The 17,610-nt window shown below is 39.5% G+C and carries 16 protein-coding genes; 5 read left to right on the plus strand and 11 right to left on the minus strand.

Going from position 1 to position 17,610, the window contains the following annotated elements; all coding sequences use genetic code 11:
- Nucleotides 1–50: 50 nt before the first annotated feature.
- The 5 genes from QT327_RS07365 to QT327_RS07385 all read right to left on the minus strand — a co-directional run bounded on the left by QT327_RS07365 (nucleotide 51) and on the right by QT327_RS07385 (nucleotide 6,617).
- Nucleotides 51–2,429: a ribonucleoside-diphosphate reductase subunit alpha gene (locus QT327_RS07365; protein WP_013663652.1), complete on the minus strand. Its 2,379-nt coding sequence runs from the start codon at nucleotides 2,427–2,429 to the stop codon at nucleotides 51–53.
- A 95-nt stretch (nucleotides 2,430–2,524) separates the two neighbouring features.
- Nucleotides 2,525–3,496 (minus strand): ribonucleoside-diphosphate reductase small subunit, encoded by a 972-nt coding sequence (locus QT327_RS07370; RefSeq protein ID WP_013663653.1) that lies wholly within the window; start codon nucleotides 3,494–3,496, stop codon nucleotides 2,525–2,527.
- Between the two features lie 334 nt (nucleotides 3,497–3,830).
- Nucleotides 3,831–4,526 carry a MutS-related protein gene (locus tag QT327_RS07375; RefSeq protein WP_289552492.1) on the minus strand — a complete coding sequence of 232 codons (696 nt, stop codon included), beginning with the start codon at nucleotides 4,524–4,526 and terminating at the stop codon, nucleotides 3,831–3,833.
- Entirely contained in the window at nucleotides 4,520–5,647 is a 1,128-nt protein-coding gene (locus QT327_RS07380; RefSeq protein ID WP_289552494.1) for a hypothetical protein, read from the minus strand. The genes QT327_RS07375 and QT327_RS07380 overlap by 7 nt, the downstream gene beginning before the upstream one ends.
- Before the next feature lie 112 nt (nucleotides 5,648–5,759).
- Nucleotides 5,760–6,617 (minus strand): DUF3078 domain-containing protein, encoded by an 858-nt coding sequence (locus QT327_RS07385; RefSeq protein ID WP_289552495.1) that lies wholly within the window; start codon nucleotides 6,615–6,617, stop codon nucleotides 5,760–5,762.
- 246 nt (nucleotides 6,618–6,863) lie between these two features.
- On the opposite strand from QT327_RS07385, the gene rlmH reads away from it, so the two are divergent.
- Nucleotides 6,864–7,340 (plus strand): 23S rRNA (pseudouridine(1915)-N(3))-methyltransferase RlmH, encoded by a 477-nt coding sequence (gene rlmH / locus QT327_RS07390; protein WP_013663657.1) that lies wholly within the window; start codon nucleotides 6,864–6,866, stop codon nucleotides 7,338–7,340.
- Between the two features lie 315 nt (nucleotides 7,341–7,655).
- On the opposite strand, the gene QT327_RS07395 is transcribed toward rlmH, so the two are convergent.
- From QT327_RS07395 to lpxK, 5 genes are all read right to left on the minus strand, one after another.
- The gene (locus QT327_RS07395; RefSeq protein WP_013663659.1) at nucleotides 7,656–8,111 is read right to left on the minus strand and encodes a DUF5606 family protein; all 456 of its coding nucleotides are present in this window, start codon (nucleotides 8,109–8,111) and stop codon (nucleotides 7,656–7,658) included.
- 33 nt (nucleotides 8,112–8,144) lie between these two features.
- Nucleotides 8,145–8,582: a peptidylprolyl isomerase gene (locus QT327_RS07400; RefSeq protein WP_013663660.1), complete on the minus strand. Its 438-nt coding sequence runs from the start codon at nucleotides 8,580–8,582 to the stop codon at nucleotides 8,145–8,147.
- Nucleotides 8,583–8,683: 101 nt separating this feature from the next.
- Nucleotides 8,684–10,753, minus strand: a complete 2,070-nt coding sequence (locus QT327_RS07405; protein ID WP_289552498.1) for a putative porin — start codon at nucleotides 10,751–10,753, stop codon at nucleotides 8,684–8,686.
- Nucleotides 10,750–11,568, minus strand: a complete 819-nt coding sequence (locus QT327_RS07410) for a purine-nucleoside phosphorylase (protein ID WP_013663662.1) — start codon at nucleotides 11,566–11,568, stop codon at nucleotides 10,750–10,752. Before QT327_RS07410 ends, QT327_RS07405 begins: the two co-directional genes overlap by 4 nt.
- A gap of 31 nt (nucleotides 11,569–11,599) precedes the next feature.
- The gene (lpxK, locus tag QT327_RS07415; protein WP_289552499.1) at nucleotides 11,600–12,640 is read right to left on the minus strand and encodes a tetraacyldisaccharide 4'-kinase; all 1,041 of its coding nucleotides are present in this window, start codon (nucleotides 12,638–12,640) and stop codon (nucleotides 11,600–11,602) included.
- 120 nt (nucleotides 12,641–12,760) lie between these two features.
- Between lpxK and pruA the strand changes: the two genes are divergently transcribed.
- Nucleotides 12,761–14,395, plus strand: coding sequence for an L-glutamate gamma-semialdehyde dehydrogenase (pruA, locus tag QT327_RS07420; RefSeq protein ID WP_013663664.1), 1,635 nt, complete (start codon nucleotides 12,761–12,763; stop codon nucleotides 14,393–14,395).
- A gap of 58 nt (nucleotides 14,396–14,453) precedes the next feature.
- On the opposite strand, the gene QT327_RS07425 is transcribed toward pruA, so the two are convergent.
- Nucleotides 14,454–15,662: a porin gene (locus QT327_RS07425; RefSeq protein ID WP_207303798.1), complete on the minus strand. Its 1,209-nt coding sequence runs from the start codon at nucleotides 15,660–15,662 to the stop codon at nucleotides 14,454–14,456.
- 200 nt (nucleotides 15,663–15,862) lie between these two features.
- Here QT327_RS07425 and QT327_RS07430 point away from each other — a divergent pair, with 200 nt between their 5' ends.
- The 3 genes from QT327_RS07430 to QT327_RS07440 all read left to right on the plus strand — a co-directional run bounded on the left by QT327_RS07430 (nucleotide 15,863) and on the right by QT327_RS07440 (nucleotide 17,385).
- Complete coding sequence (locus tag QT327_RS07430; protein WP_013663666.1) at nucleotides 15,863–16,279, plus strand: GNAT family N-acetyltransferase; 417 nt, start codon at nucleotides 15,863–15,865, stop codon at nucleotides 16,277–16,279.
- A gap of 39 nt (nucleotides 16,280–16,318) precedes the next feature.
- Nucleotides 16,319–16,939 carry a hypothetical protein gene (locus QT327_RS07435; RefSeq protein WP_289552500.1) on the plus strand — a complete coding sequence of 207 codons (621 nt, stop codon included), beginning with the start codon at nucleotides 16,319–16,321 and terminating at the stop codon, nucleotides 16,937–16,939.
- 62 nt (nucleotides 16,940–17,001) lie between these two features.
- Nucleotides 17,002–17,385 carry an SRPBCC domain-containing protein gene (locus QT327_RS07440; RefSeq protein ID WP_013663668.1) on the plus strand — a complete coding sequence of 128 codons (384 nt, stop codon included), beginning with the start codon at nucleotides 17,002–17,004 and terminating at the stop codon, nucleotides 17,383–17,385.
- Nucleotides 17,386–17,610: the final 225 nt, after the last annotated feature.

The raw sequence follows: 17,610 nt of genomic DNA on the forward strand, positions 1-17,610 counted from the left end.
AGCTTTTCCATTTTTTGAGAGACCTATATACGAATCAGCGCTTTCTGACCCTAAGAGCCGCAGGTTATGCAGCCTTCTTCCATTGAGCATACCGCTCCTGTTGGAATATCGTCCGGAACTGATTCTATTTTTGCAGGAATAACCGGTTCCATATTCTTACCTGCTTGATTTTCAACTGTAAACTTAACTGCTTGCGTAGCCGCTTGAGTGCGCAGATAATACATACCTGTCTTAAGCCCCTTTTTCCATGCATAGAAATGCATAGAGGTTAATTTCGCCGTCGTAGGTGTATTAACGAATAGATTAAGTGATTGCGACTGGCAGATAAAGGCACCTCTATCGGCAGCCATATCAATGATGTTTCTCATTTTAATCTCCCAAACAGTCTTGTACAATTCCTTGATATCTGCAGGAATTTCGTTGATGTCCTGAATAGATCCATTGGCCGCAATAATACGGTTCTTCATCTCATTATTCCACAAACCGAGCTCCACAAGATCACGTAAAAGATGTTTGTTAACAATTACAAATTCTCCACTCAATACCCGACGGGTATATATATTAGAGGTATAGGGTTCAAAACACTCATTATTACCTAATATTTGCGAAGTCGATGCTGTCGGCATCGGTGCAACCAGCAACGAATTTCTTACACCGTGTTTCTTAATTTCTTTACGTAAGCCTTCCCAGTCCCATCTACCACTATCCGGTTTAACATTCCACAAATCAAACTGGAATTTACCTTGTGAAAGTGGGGAACCTTTGAAGCTCTCGTAGGGGCCTTCTTTCACTGCCAAATCTTTCGAGGCAGTCATTGCTGCAAAGTAAATCGTCTCAAAAATATCCTTATTAAGTTGCTTCGCAGCCTCGCTTTCAAAAGGCATACGCATTAATATAAAGGTATCTGCTAATCCCTGCACGCCCAATCCGACAGGGCGGTGACGAAGATTGGAATTACGGGCCTCATCAACCGGATAATAATTGTTATCAATAATACGGTTGAGATTGATGGTCACTTGGTACGTGATATCAAACAACTTTTGATGATCGAATTCACCATTATCTACATATCTCGGTAAAGCAAGAGAAGCCAGGTTACAAACAGCCACTTCATCAGCCGACGTATATTCTATAATTTCAGTACATAGATTGGAACTCTTGATGGTACCGAGGTTTTGCTGATTCGATTTTCCGTTAGCCGCATCTTTATACAAGAGATAAGGGGTTCCTGTTTCAATCTGGGCATCCAAAATAGCAAACCAGAGATCCTGTGCCTTTACTATTTTCCTAGCCCTTCCTTCACGCTCATACTGCTCATATAGTTTTTCAAAAGCCTCTCCATGGCATTCTGCTAGGCCTGGAGCTTCATCAGGCGAAAACAAACTCCATTCACCATTCTCTTCCACGCGTTTCATGAATAAATCCGGCACCCATAGGGCTAAAAATAAATCGCGTGCCCTTAATTCTTCCTTACCGTGGTTCTTCCGCAAATCGATAAAATCATAAACATCTGCGTGCCAAGGTTCAAGATATATAGCAAAGGCTCCTTTACGTTTACCACCACCTTGGTCAACGTACCGAGCGGTATCATTGAAAACACGTAACATGGGGATGATTCCATTACTTGTGCCATTCGTACCACTGATATAGGCTCCCGTAGCGCGTACGTTATGAATGCTTAATCCAATACCACCTGCACTTTGGGAAATCTTCGCTGTTTGTTTCAAGGTATCATAAATTCCCTCGATACTATCATCTTTCATAGTCAACAGGAAACAAGATGACATTTGCGGCTTCGGTGTACCCGCATTAAACAGTGTGGGTGTTGCATGCGTAAACCAACGTTCACTCAGCAAGTCGTAGGTTTTGATAACACTTTCGATATCATGTTTATGAATACCTACTGCTACACGCATAAATAAATGCTGTGGTCTTTCGGCAATTTTCCCATTCAGCTTTAACAGATACGACTTTTCCAGCGTTTTAAATCCAAAATAATCGAAACTAAAATCCCGATCGTAAATAATATGGCTGTCTAGCTCCATGGCATTCGCCTGAATCACCTCGTAAACATCATCTGCTATTAACGGAGCTGGCTTTCCTGTTTTCGGGTCGATGTAATGATAGAGCAAGCTCATCGTTTCCGAAAAAGACTTAACTGTATTTTTATGTAAGTTGGAGACGGCAATTCTAGAGGCCAATAAGGCATAATCCGGGTGTTTAGTGGTTAAAGACGCAGCTGTTTCAGCAGCCAAATTATCCAGCTCTGAAGTGGTAACCCCATCGTATAAACCCTCGATTACCTTTCGTGCAACATCAATAGGATCCACTAAATCAGGATTTAAACCGTAGCACAGCTTTTCAATTCGTGCCGTTATCTTGTCAAATTTTACGGACTCGGAACGTCCATCTCGCTTAATTACATACATATTTTTCTCCTTTATTAGCTTTTAGCTGTCAGTATTTAGAACATTTTCTTTTTTCCAGAAACCGATTTCCGACTTCCGATCGCTGATGGCTTTAATTAAAAATCCTCATCCAAAGAAAAGCTGGCTTTTCCTTTTTCTCCGGTAACGCCGCTCTTCTGATAATCTCCTACACGTTTCTCAAAGAAATTTGTTTTGCCTTGCAGGGATATAAGTTCCATAAAATCAAATGGATTAGTAGCGTTATAGTATTTGCTATTACCAAGTTCTACCAACCACCTATCGGCCACAAATTCGATATACTGCTTCATCAAATCGGCGTTCATTCCGATAAGTTTAACAGGCAAGGCATCCGTTATAAACTCTTTTTCAATTTCTACTGCATCAATAATGATCTCCTGTACGCGTTCTTTCGGAAGCTTAGCTTCCAACATACTATACAATAAGCATGCAAATTCGCAATGCAAACCTTCGTCACGTGAAATCAATTCATTACTAAATGTCAAACCAGGCATCAACCCTCTCTTTTTTAGCCAGAAAATAGCGCAAAAACTACCGGAGAAGAAAATGCCCTCCACCGCTGCAAAAGCAACTAGGCGTTCAGCAAAAGAGCCATTTTCAATCCAACGTAAAGCCCATTCCGCCTTTTTCTTAACACATTCAACCGTTTCTATGGCATGGAATAACCGATCTTTTTCAACGGGATCTTTTACATAAGTATCGATCAGTAGAGCATAAGTTTCAGAATGAATATTCTCCATCGCGATCTGAAATCCATAAAAGCTCCTAGCCTCCGGCAGTTGCACCTCGCTCATAAAATTTATGGCCAGGTTTTCGTTCACAATCCCATCACTCGCCGCAAAAAAAGCAAGAACATGCGATATAAAATGGCGCTCTCCATCATTTAGGTTTGCCCAATCCTTTAAGTCGCCGGATAAATCAATTTCTTCAGCCGTCCAGAAACTCGCTTCGTGCTTTTTGTACATATCCCAAATCGCCGGATAATTAATCGGAAGGATTACAAATCGATCTTTATTTTCTCTTAACAATACTTCATTTTCTTGGCTCATAGTTTTACGTTTTATGTATAGGCATTTATAAAAAGATAATCGTCCTCACGGCTAATCTCCTTTACCCAAAGAAACCGTCAATTAAAATTTAATAGAAACGATGATTACTTATTCAGCGGAAATCTAGTACTTGTACCGGCTTTTGAAATGCTTTTAAACCAGGGAAACAGCTTAGAAAATGGTTACAAGCCCGTGCTTTATTGGAAATTCATTAACAACATAATCGCTGACTAAGTATTTCAAAGAACATATCCTTGATCTTCTAACAAAGATAATCTTTGAAAGCTTCGAGCGTTAATCGAAGTTTTGCACAATGTGTTAGTTATTCACACACTTAAAGTGAAATGTCAATTCCAATCTTTTTGAGAAGCATAGAGGCATTGAAAATCTTACAAGCGCCTTCTTTCAACTTATAATCGAAAACCATTTCCCCCTCTATCACCTGTATATCGAAATGATAATTTTTCAAATAGCCGGGATTGGTGTCTTCTAATTTCGCTAACTGAAGATCATGAGTGGCAACCATACCAACCCCCCGGTCTTTTATTAGCTTTTCTATAACTGCTTTAGAGCCTAAATATTTGTCAACTGAATTGGTGCCTCGTAACATTTCGTCCACCAAAAAGAAAGTGTTCTTTTGCGTATTAACCACTTTTAGAATCATATCCAATCGATCTAGCTCTGCCTTAAAGGTTGAAGTACTTTCATTCAATGAATCCCGGATACGCATGTAGGTAATAATATGCATTACTGAAAGCTCTAAATGCAGCGCACAAACGGGTGCCCCGCTAAGCGCTAATACCATATTGGCGCCTACTGTTCGAAGAAAGGTGCTCTTCCCCGCCATATTAGACCCGGTGATTAAAGCCAGACGATGATCATCTAAAGAATAGTCATTTGGCACAGAACTGACCGTAGGAATGAGCGGATGTCTTAGACCTTCGGCCTGCAGGATATGAGCATCGGTTGGTATAATACGCGGATAATTCCACGAAGGATCATTAATCCTTATAAAAGCAAAACTTACCAAGCCTCTAAGCAAGCCAATTCATCAAACAACTTTGCCATCTCATAATGATGGGTTTTACGCCAATCCAAAATGGCGAAGACTTGCCTAAAGTCCCAAAGGAAAATACCGTTCAGAAAAGTCGCTACCAGTATGTTTAAACGGTAGTCCAGTTTGTTAATCAACGATCCGAGCTCTCTAATGCTTTGTGATATGGTCTTCTCCCCTTCCTTTTGTCCTTTAGACAGCAAACCGTCTTTTAGCAAATCGGCTTGCCATCCTCGACGTTCAACGCTTTCATATACCTTTCCAAAACGTTCCAGTAAGTTTCCCATCCGACCAATACCGGCGGCGATCTGTGAAACCTTTCCTGCATAGGCCATCGTAAGCAAAATATTAAATATAAACAAAAGCGGGGCAATGTTTGAAAAAGGAGTCCCATAAAAGAACGACAAGACAATATTTATCGACAAAATATAAGGCGCTACCTTTGTATAAAAGCGCAACAAGCTATTTCCAAAATCGGCATAGGGTTTATTCAAATAGCTGACCAGGGTATCTTTGAAATTAGATTGTTCTTTTAGGGCGAAAACTAATCGAGCTAAAAAGTTCAACCCCCAAGAAGGATCTTCTTCGAGTTCTTTCACCGCTTGCTGGCGATCTGCAATCTCTTTATCAGTTGCTGCGACAGACAACCAACGAGCTAGCATACTTCTCCCGTCTATTGTCGCAGCCCGATTTATTCTGTGATAAATTGAATTGATTCCAAAAACATCTAAATCACTGGTATATCCATGTTTATCATTAATAAATTCGGCGCCATCACTATAAATGCTCGTCGTCCCAGCTTGGCAATTCAACTCATTCTCTACTATTGTTAAATCATCTTCTGCTTCCTCCTTATCTTTGGTCAACTTACTTTGCTTCGCTACCAGCCACATAAATACAATGAGAATCAGAAAAGAAGATATAAGCGTCAACCAGACACTTTCTGATTGTACCACCTTAAATAAAACTACACCTCCTCCTAGAATTAATGCTAATCGGGCGAAAGATAGCCGATTAATAATACGATTAAAGCGCTTGATTTTATCTTGTGTCAGCTGGCGTTTTTCTTGGTAAAATGCAACAATAGGGGTATTCATAGCTTTCTAAGATAAGGCTTAAAATTGAATTACCGATAGGTGAAATAAAAAAATCCCGAACTGCAGCTAACGGTTCGGGATGTAAAAAAACCAATATCGGCTCTATGTACGTCTAGAATTTATAGGTAAAACCAGCTCCAAAAATTTGCTTAACCTGTAAACCTTTTCCTTTGTAATTCACACCGTCCCTTTCTTTTGGAACATCCGTATTATCATCATAGATCATTTGAACGCCGGCGTTCACGGAAACAAATCGATTGACCTTCATGAAAATATTGAGCGTATAATCGACATCCACATTTTTTGGGTCTTCTAAATAGTTAGAGTATAAGCGTAGGATATTTTCTATGCCGATATTTTCCATGATATTTTTACGATAGTAAGCGTCAAAAGAGGCACCAAATTCAAAGCGGCTTTTTTTACCTGGATCAACTCCAAAGGCCCCTTGATCTGCAAGTTCCTGATTAGTTACAAAAACAAACCTAGGGGATGCAGGTGATAAATTGAAACGGAAATTATCCGATTCTTTATAGGCAATACCAGGGCCAAAACTCAGGTACGCAGGTGCCAATCCGGCAGAAATTAACGCTTCTCTGCTTCCATCCGCATTATAATTGTATCCATTTGCAAACTGCGAGTTGAAATTCATAAAGAAAGTATATAGCCACTTAGGCGCAGCCTGATATCCCAATAAGCTGTTTAGTAAAATACGGTCATCATTCTTCCGCCAGCCTAAATCTTTTTGTTTGGTCAAACCATATGCCGCTAAAACTTTGTTATCCCAGCTCCATTTATCTTTCTTATAGTTGAAATCATAGTTCAGCACTAAGTTGGCCGATAAGGAATTTATTCCTCCTGCAGCCCAGTTGGAAAACGTGCTCTGATTGATTAGAAATGTATTCTCACCATGAATTTTCCAAATAGAATCAGGATTTGTTTCTTGTGCATGTAGACAACATAAAAGTGACACAAAAAGAGATGTTAACAGTACGACTTTTTCATCGGAAATGATTTTTAGGTGCGCTTAGACTGGCTAAGCCTTCAACAATTAATTAATTTTCCGCAAAATTAAAAAATAAAATATATTTATTATTTATAAAAAAGGGATTTGTGTATTAATATCCTTTATTTGTGTATTAATTTCCAATTGTACGAAATTTAACATCGTAAAAAACGGCATATAAAACGCTGCACTGCACGCAACACTTGAATACAAATGAAAATCACCTTGCTTTGTATAGGAAAAACGGATGAGTCATATCTAAATACAGGAATTGACAAATACCTGCAAAGACTTAAGCATTACATAAATTTCTCGATGACTATTATCCCTGATATTAAGAATACGAAGCATCTATCCCCTGATCAGCAAAAAGCCAAGGAAGCTGAACAAATTTCAAAACAACTGAACGCAACAGATACGATTGTCCTTTTAGACGAGAAAGGAATGGCTCCCCGGTCGATTGATTTTGCTAAGTATTTAGAAAGGCACATGTTGAATGGAACCCAGCATTTAGTCTTCATAATTGGCGGACCCTACGGCTTCGATAACAGCCTATATGTCCGTGCTCAGAAAAACAAGCTTTCTCTGTCCAACATGACTTTTTCTCACCAAATGATTCGCCTATTTTTCGTCGAGCAGTTATACAGGGCGTTTAGCATTCTTCGAGGCGAACCTTATCATCACGAGTAATTTTTACTTTTTTATGGAATTTTTGATGAGTTTTCATCAAACAAATGAGGGAGTAGAACACTTAAGTAAAATAACCCATCACAAAGCTACCAGGTTTTCACCATTTTGTAAAGGAGGATCTCATGAAATTACCAAGCACAAGAAAATATCACTATAAGGGAATCAATACCGGTAAAGAAAGTCAAAATATGTGGATAATGATTGTAATTGGCATTGCTTTAGCCGCATTGATTATTTTCATTCTTTAATCAGCGATTACTTTTAAAACGTAACGGGGGCCTAAAAAGGACACCCCCGTTTATTGGATGCAGATCGCTATTTCGCGAGTTCTTCTCTTTCTACTTTTTTATCCTCCCCTACAACTTCAGCATCAAGCGGAGCAGGAGCTTCTTCATCAAACAAAGGAAATCCCTTTAAAATGACAAACCAGTTAATTATTTTCTTAATATCGGAAGAGTATACACGTTCTTCATCGTGATCCGGCGCAACTTCATTAAAAAACGCACGCAACTTGTCACCGCTATCTTTCTTTGCATCCGGCAACGACGATAGACCTTTCATTTTTTCAAAAATGTCGACAAGTTTAATATCGTCTTCCGTTCCAAAAATGGTTATATCTTCCAAGGAAGCCATTTTTGCAGTTGATATATTAACAACAATCTTCACACGTTTTTCATCCAGGCTTTCCAAAATGAAACCTGTTTTGTTTTGTCCTATCAGCTTAAATAAACCCGGACGTCCTGTGACGGAAACTATTCCTCTTAAATTCATCTATATCCCTTTTTAAAACGTTTACAATATCACTTATTCCTCAATGACTTCGACACTTAAAATTTTGTCTCCCTGACGGATGTCATCAATAACATCGACATTTTCGACAACCTTGCCAAAGCAGGTATGATTGCGATCCAGGTGAGCGGTATTATTTCTGCTATGACAAATAAAAAATTGCGATCCACCTGTATTTCTACCGCGATGAGCCATCGATAATACACCGCGATCGTGGTATTGATTCTCTCCATCTAATTCACAGTCGATCGTATATCCCGGTCCCCCTGCTCCCGTACCGGTTGGGTCTCCTCCCTGAATCACAAAATCAGGAATCACCCGATGAAATACCGTACCATCATAAAAGCCGGATTTCGCGAGTTTAATAAAATTTGCCACATGTCCAGGTGCATCTTTATCATAAAATTGCACCGTCATATCACCTTTCTCAGTTTTTATAATTGCTTTACTCATATCAGTATTATTAAATGGCAAAGGTAATCATTTGATCCTTTCTCTTTCTGTAATTTTATTTATTTATTGCTGTGAAGGGATTAGATAGGGACGATAATATACTAATCGTAAAACTTCCAGCTAACGCCGAACCGCATGCCGGCAGGAGCCATCGGATAGCGCCTTACGGTGTAATACCCTCTTGAGAAGAGTCCCTGACTGGCATTATCATATCTCAGAAAGAAATTTGTTCTTTTTAAGGTTGCTGTCACCCAAGGATCCACAATCGGATAGCTAGAAAACTCAATTGGTGTAATCTCGTTCCCGTTTGCATCTACACCACCATAATAGGGCCGATAAAATTGCCCTATGTTGATTGCATAAGCAGGCGCAACATAAGGGGTGTTAAAACGGATGTCAAAACCAATATTAAGATTGATTACTTTTACCAAAATGGTATTATAATAGAAGCTATGCCAAGTATAAAACTCCGGTGTCATCAATATATCGTTGTAATCTGATTTTTGGTATACAACGTAATTATCAAAATGCAATTTGTCAAAAAAAGTAAAATCCTTACCTAAGGTCAACTTCAATAAATTGATGGGCGATTCGTGTTGAGCCACTTCAATAACCCGTAACAATTCGGATCGATGATCCGGGTTGTCAACTTCTTTGTAATACGTATAGTTGTTTATTAAAAAGTACTCAGCTTTTGCTAAAAAACGAAAACGGGGATTTTCATAAGCAGCCGATAAGTTGGTTGTTTTGATTTTATCTAATCGATCATTATTGTCCCATTTGTGGTATGTATAGTTTACAGACTCTGCAAGGTATTCCGGTGATTGATTCTGAAAATACCCTGCGAGTACGAGTCGGCCAACGGTATTGTTATACAGAAGATTAGCTTGTGCTCCATAATGGAAATCCCCAAAATTCCGCCCGGTAATTATCTGTCTAAAGTCTGTCGTAATATTTACACGATCACTAAAGCGATACCCCAATCCAGCTTTTAAAGTAATGTTTTGAAAAGACATATCCCGGTACCGATTGGAAGCAAGCGTATCCTGAACGCTTAACGAGTCTCGCCCTTGTTTATAAAACATAAGATCATGTTGCAACCCTAAATCGAGTTTTACCTCATTTTTAATAAATGAAACGGACTTTCCACGCAGCGAGAAACTATAAACAAAGTCATTGGTAATGGTTGTCAACATGGTCGAATCATTGGTTAAAACAGATTCACTAAAAGGCAATGCTCCATTAGGATCAGCTTCGTTCTTGAAGAACTTGTATTTCTTACGATTGAGTTTCAAACTATGTGCCACTGACATGGTTGGCAATACTTGTTGTTCTTGCGTTCCTTTATTAAGCGTATCGAGTCGACCAATAAACATGCTTTGTCGTAAAAAAAAGCTGTGATCTGTCCAGGTATTTCTCGGACGTTGTTCTCGTTGTTGACTTAAGCGTACCTCAAAGGATTCAGGATTCGAATTTTCCGGCTGTACCCGAAATATGCTATCGTTTAGAATTGAGCCATTCTCCGTAGCGACGAGCGTATTAAATATCAACGCTGATTGCAAGTTGTACCGCAGGTTAGGCGACTCATACCAAGTATAAATTGCAGGCTGTATATCGTTGTAACGCTGATTTTGATAAAATCCTCGTGCTAAAGATGCGTTAAAATTAGCGCCAACACTCCAATTTGGCTTGATATTCTGACCTATTTTTGCACTAAAAACCTGATCTCCGGTAACAAAATACAATTCGGAAAAGGGTGATCGCGCCCTGTAAAAGCGAATAGAATCAAGCGTCAAAAGATAGCGATCCATAGCGGTAAACCCCGTTCTGAAACCAATTTCTGTTGCAGGAGAAAACAGTAAATCACGCGTAGCTAACCCATAGTTCCCAAGATTCATCGTCGGACTTTTAGGCTTCGTTTGGGGATTGTAATATTGAAACCCCTTTAAGGTTGTATCCAGTGGAACCGTAAATGTCCCCTGTTTCAAACGATCTAAAGTTGTATACCGTATATAAGACGCATTGTAAATAATCGAGTCCTGTTGTGCCTCTTCCGCTCGACGAAGCGAATCCAAATCGGCGCCCCACTCCTCTTGCTCTTGAGCAAAGCTATGACCGGCGAAAAGACACAAAACAAAAAGGAAAAAACAGGCACGCAAATGCTTAATCATTCTGGCAAAGCTAGTAATTCTTTTAAAATTAACGTCATCTTTGGTTCTGCCGTTTTAGCTACCTCAATGATATCTTCGATTGATACGACTTCCAAATTTTCATGAAAGCCCTCATCCGTAACTACCGATACAGCAAAAACCGGTAAGCCCATGTGATTAGCCACAATAACCTCCGGAACTGTACTCATTCCTACAATATCGCCACCTATTAGGCGCATATACTTATATTCAGCACGAGTTTCCAGATTAGGGCCAGCCGTAGAAACATAAACGCCTTTATGCACTCGGATGTTACTTTCCGCCGCAATATTTAACGCTTTTTGTATAAAATCTCTGTTATAGGGTTCGCTCATATCCGGAAAGCGAGGGCCAAGATCATCGTTATTCGGACCACGTAATGGACTTTCAGGCAACAAGCTAATATGATCATCAATAAAGACAAGATCACCTTTCTTTATCGCTGGATTTAATGATCCTGAGGCATTCGATACGAACAACTTTTGTATACCGAGCAGCTTTAGAACACGTACGGGGAATGTAATCTCTTGCATATTATAACCTTCATAATAATGAAGTCTACCCTGCATTGCTACTACCTTTTTACCGCTTAAGGTACCGAAAATCAATTTACCCGAATGGAATTCAAGGGTAGAAACAGGAAAGTTCGGAATATGAGCATACATAAGTTGGTGCTCAACCGCTATATCTTTCACGAGACCACCTAAACCGGTTCCTAAAATAATGCCCACTTCGGGTTTAAAATCTCCTATTCTTTGTTCAATATAAGTAACGGTTTCTCCTAATGATCTATACATATAATCACTTTTATCTTTTAAAAAGGGTTATTTACACCTGCTTGCCAAATACTTGATCTTTAATTAAGTTGTCGAAACTTGGTCCACTCGCATTATGGTGAAATTTCGTTTCTATCGGTATATAATGTAAAGGCAAATCTTCAATATGCGAGCGCAGTTCCGGATCTCGCAAACGCATGGCATCTTTCTCTGTCGTTACGATTAAACAATCGCCCAATGATTGCCAATACCTTTTTATCTTAAGTAAATCACCAGCTGTATAACGATGATGATCCGGAAATTCAATCATTTTCAATACGTTGCCTTTTGTTGTTAAATAATTGCAAAACGGTGTTGGATTGGCAATACCCGTCATTACTATTAGGCGGGCGTTTATTGGAAAAGACTCTTTTTCATCCGTCATCAAATTTACTAAATCGCCATATTCAATATAAGAGAAAAATGTGGGGAGTTCTCTTTCTAATTTTAGTAATTGTAGGCATCGCTGCCTATCCGTTTTTGAAAGTGCCTCCGGCGACTTAGTAATAACGATAATATCAGCGAAATTTCGTCGCATAAATAAATCTCTATAATTTCCGGCGGGGAGTACCCATTTGTTTTCCTGAAGGCTTTCAAAATCGAACAGTAAAATACTAATGCCTGGCTTTAGTCTTCTATGCTGAAAAGCATCGTCTAAAACAAAAATATCGTGGCTTGGCATCAGCTGTCTCAATCCCTCCACTCTATCCTCGCAAACAGCGACTGTAACGCCTGGAAATTTTCTTTTAAATTGCAACGGCTCATCCCCTACTTTTTCAGCCGTACTACCTCCCTGCACTTCCAGGTACCCGGTGCTTTTCCTTCCATAACCTCGACTTAGCGTCGCTATGCTTACACCGGCAAATAAACGCAAAAGGTATTCAGTCATCGGGCTTTTACCTGCCCCACCAAGTACTAAATTGCCAATAACAATGACCGGTTTATCAAAACCATAACTATTTGCGAAACCTCGGTCGTAAATAAAATGTCTGAAAAATAAGATAGCGCCATATAGCCAAGAGAACGGAAGTAATAAAAGGCGCAGTTTTTTCATCTGTTTTTTTCGATACCAAGTAACAAAGGTAATAAACAAACGGTTAAATACCGATTTCAATTGCAGAGCTATCGGGCTTTTGGTACCTTTGCCAAGTATCACACAAAATAAAAATATATTATGTTAAAAGGATTTTTTAGTGTCCCTACCCCTATAAACGAGCCGGTATATGCCTATGCTCCCGGAAGTAAGGAACGCGCTTTATTGCAAGAAGCCTTGCGTACTGCAAGATCGCAGGAGGCGGATATTCCCATGTTTATAGGTGGCCAAGAAATAAGGACTGGAAATAAGGGCGAGTTAAGACCTCCGCATGACCACAAACACTTATTGGGATATTATCATAAAGGCGGCAAGAACCACGTAACCGACGCCATTAACGCTGCTTTAGAAGCAAAGAAAAATTGGGAAGATTTGCCGTGGGAACATCGGGCTAGTATCTTCTTAAAAGCCGCCGATTTAATAGCCGGTAAATACCGTTACAAGCTAAATGCGGCCACTATGTTAGGGCAGTCAAAAAATGCATATCAGGCAGAAATCGATTCAGCTTGCGAAATCGTTGACTTTCTCCGATTTAATGTGAAATATATGAGCGAAATCTATTCGCAACAACCTCCTGTTTCTTCTGATGGCGTGTGGAATCGCGTAGAGCAACGGCCTTTGGAGGGATTTGTATTCGCATTAACTCCCTTTAACTTTACTGCAATAGCGGGAAACTTACCTAGCTGTGTTGCTATGATGGGAAATGTGGTTGTATGGAAACCTGCTGACACGCAAATCTATGCAGCTCATTTGTTAATGGAAATTTTCCACGAGGCAGGCGTACCGGCAGGCGTTATCAATTTGATTTATGCACATGGGCCGGATGTAGGTGAGGTGGTCTTTAATCATCCGGACTTTGCCGGCATACACTTTACCGGATCTACTGCCGTTTTCCAAGAAATATGGAAAACGATTGGGACAAACATCCATAAATACAAAAGTTATCCACGTATAGTTGGTGAAACCGGTGGTAAAGATTTCATTTTAGTTCATCGATCGGCTGATATAAAAGCGGCGAACACCGCCATTGTTCGAGGGGCTTTCGAATATCAGGGCCAAAAATGTTCAGCGGCGTCACGCGTGTATATTCCACAGTCACTATGGCCTGCGCTTAAAGAATTAATGACGAAAGATATCAATTCCTTTAAGGTAGGACCTACTGAAGATTTTTCAAATTTCATCAACGCCGTTATTGACGAAAAGTCTTTCGATAAGCTTACAAGATACATTGATCAAGCAAAATCAGATGAAGATGCAGAGGTAATTATCGGTGGCGAGTACGATAAAAGCGTTGGCTATTTCATTCAACCTACGGTAATCCTTGCCAAAACACCGGATTATGTAACTTTAAAAGAAGAGTTGTTTGGCCCGGTACTTACTGTTTACGTCTATGAAGACGAAAAATGGGAAGATACCTTACGATTAATAGATCAAACTTCGATTTATGCCCTTACCGGTTCTGTTATAGCACAAGATCGTTATGCCATAGCGCAAGCCTCTGATGCATTAAAAAATGCCGCAGGCAACTTTTATATAAATGATAAATGTACGGGCGCTGTGGTTGGCCAACAACCTTTTGGAGGTGCAAGAGGTTCCGGTACGAACGACAAAGCAGGCTCAATGATCAATTTATTACGTTGGGTTTCTCCACGCACTATCAAAGAGTCATTTAACCCACCAACGGATTATCGTTATCCGTTTTTGGAACAGGAGTAAACTAAAAAAGAAGGGATCACTTTGCGCAAGTGATCTCTTCCTATTGTATGCTAAAAAGTTAAATACCTAATTCTACCTGAAAAACCCCTCCCCATCGATTTCCCTTACCATCAAGCGCAAAGACTCCCTGCTTAGTCTGATAATTCACATTCAGTTGAAATTTGATCCGATGTTGATGTAAGTATTTCGTTGCGCCTAATTCAATAATTTCGGTTTCTTGCTGGTAATCCCCGATGCTTGCCCCGGGTTCCAACCATGAATAGCGTCCAGCCAGCTCATAATTGCTCTTGAATAAATAGGATATTTGTTGATTGATACCTTGGCCGTTAAAAGCATAAGCCGATTCGCCTGCTTCATTATAAGTAATTGCTTTATCCACGGTACGCTTTATGTACTCGAACTGGTATGCCCAACCATTATATTTAAAAATAGCATCTGCGAAATAGGTTTGAAGGGTAACAGGTTCATATAGATAATACCCAATCTGCCCACCACTCCTCGTTGTACCCACATTTTTACTATAGCCACCGCCAAATGAAACCTTTGGCGTTCTTTCCCGCATCAAATCGCCTTCGGAATAGTCGCCGTCATCAGTGAATGCCCCTAAAGGTAATAGTTCCGCACGCCCCGTGTAAGCAAGCCCCTTGTCGGTATTATTGGCAACACGACCTTCGCCTGTGGTTATAGCACCTTTTAAATGATAGACTGCGGTTTCACCTATCTTATTTTTATAGTAAGCCTTTATGCCGAAGTCGCGATCGATATTCATCGCAGCATTTACGATTGACCGATCGGCAAATTGCAACTGACCTGACGAATTAACTCGCTGCCGATTGCCAGGCAATTTATTTAAGCCAAAAGCTATATAAAAATTAGGGGTAAAGTTATAAAAGACAACCGCGTCACGAACTATATTTGCAACACCTGTATCATCGAAGTCTTGATCTCCTCGAGTAAAGGCAAGCTGAATGGTGTAAGAGAATTTAGGTGAGTATAAATATCCATCCACTCGCATACGGAGGCGTCTAACCCTGGCATCAAATTCCCGAATACCAAGATTATCTCCATCAATTGTTGATGCACCTAATCGATTTTGCATTCTGAAGCGAAAATTCATGTAGATTGTAGAGTCACTAGACTTAAACTGCAATCCTTTAAAATTTTTTAATGTAGGAAACTCGTCTCTCTCCCGCTGTGCCAATACTTCATCTACACAGAAAGAGAATACCATAAAACACACAATACGTGATAGCCGAATTATTTTCATCTTTATATTAAATAATGGTTACGAAAATATAGACTATATGTTAAGAAAAAGTTAACAATAGATTAAGTATTTTGCAAAATCCGATTTATTAATAGCAAAGTAATATACAAATTACTACTCAAGTCCGTAATTAGTGAAAGAAAATAACGAATAAGGTTTAAAAAGCTGTATTTTTGCTCGCGTAAATTTTTGATGTAGACATGACACAAATCGAACAAATAGCCCCGACAGTAACCATGCAATTACGCCAAGCGGTTCTCTATCCGGAAAGTTCGATTGAATCGATCATTCTGGATGAAGATGACCTGGGCATTCATTTTGGTTTATACGATAATAACGAACTTATCGCTGTCGTATCGTTATTTGTGAGAGGTGAGGAAGCGCAATTCCGAAAATTCGCAACGGATAGTAGATATCAAAATAAAGGCTACGGGTCGACCCTATTAAATCACATTTCTCAATATGCTTATCAACAAGGATCGAAGATCATTTGGTGTAATGCACGCATTTCGGCTGTTCCCTTTTATAAAAAGCATCATTTTGTTGAGATTGGCGAAATTTTTAGAAAGGGACAGATAGAATACCTAAGAATGGAAAAAGCGCTGACAGAGAATTAATTGTTTACGACAAGCTTGTAATAATCAACCGTATAGAAGATGACTAAGAAATTTTTATTAATGTTTGTTTTTTTTCTCTTTTCAGTCCATGCATTTGGACAGAAAATACTCGTATGGTGCCCACCGACAGCTGAAATTGGCACTGGCAACGACAAGTTACGGGGAATTAATTTAAATATTGTATTTTCTGATCTGAGAAAAATCACCGACACAACACGTGTGGAATGTTCATCACAGGACATAATAAATCATATAGCTCAAGGGATTATGACTTCTTACCCTAGTGCAATTATTAATATATTAGATACAACCCAGTTTCATTCACCTGCAGAAAAGAATAAGATTACTATCCGAATTGCTATAACAGCATATCATTCGGCCTCAGGCACTGATGCATCATCAGCTATTGGTAATAGCGAAGGTGATTTCAGTTGGGGGGCCTTACCCAAAAACAAATGGAATTCCGTCGCTGGATTTCATGTTGTTATCGAAGACAATCGGACAGAAACTAGCAAAACACTTACACGGAATATTGCGAACATTGTTTCGAGACCCAATATTGGCGGATCACTTACGGCAAAAAAAGCACTTTTCGAAGCCTATAATGAAGCAAATAGGGAATTACTTTATTTTATCGAGAGTACAATTCAACCGAATTAGTTGCTTGATAATATTCTTTTTTCCTAGTCAATATCTTATTATTATCGAAGACTTAACATGAAATGAAAGAGTTCAAGCAGTATTTTATTATTCCCGCAAACCCTGAGGAGGTTTATTTAGCATTGACTATGGAACAGGCTATTAGGTTATGGACTGGCGATGAAGTAAGCATGTCCAATACGCCGAACTCAGAATTTTCTCTTTGGGATGGTAGTATTACCGGAAAAAATTTGATTTTGGAAAAGGACAAAAAGTTAGTCCAACAGTGGTATTTTGGTGATCAAATGGAGCCATCCATCGTTACGATCAAGCTTCATCCCCATAAAAAGGGAACATCTCTCGAACTTCTTCATACAAATATTCCTGATACAGATTACCAAGACATTGTAGAAGGATGGCAACAAGTATATATGGCTTCTTTGATTGACTTTTTCGAAGGTGAATAAGCTTCATGTAATGACAACTTGTATTTGTACCTGCTATAACGGTCTGCCCCCCTTCACTTAGCGCTCCTTAATAAGAGTCATATAGCCATTTCCTAGAACATAGAACGGAAGGTCTATATTTTTTACGATAATGATACAGTATGGAGGAATACGTGTCTTGCTTTCGACGGCACGCTTTGTTTTGGGAAGGGATATAATAAGAAAGGCCGCCGTGCAATGCACGGC

This window comes from Olivibacter sp. 47, from assembly GCF_030372825.1.
In the GTDB taxonomy this organism is placed as follows: Bacteria; Bacteroidota; Bacteroidia; order Sphingobacteriales; family Sphingobacteriaceae; genus Olivibacter; species Olivibacter oleidegradans.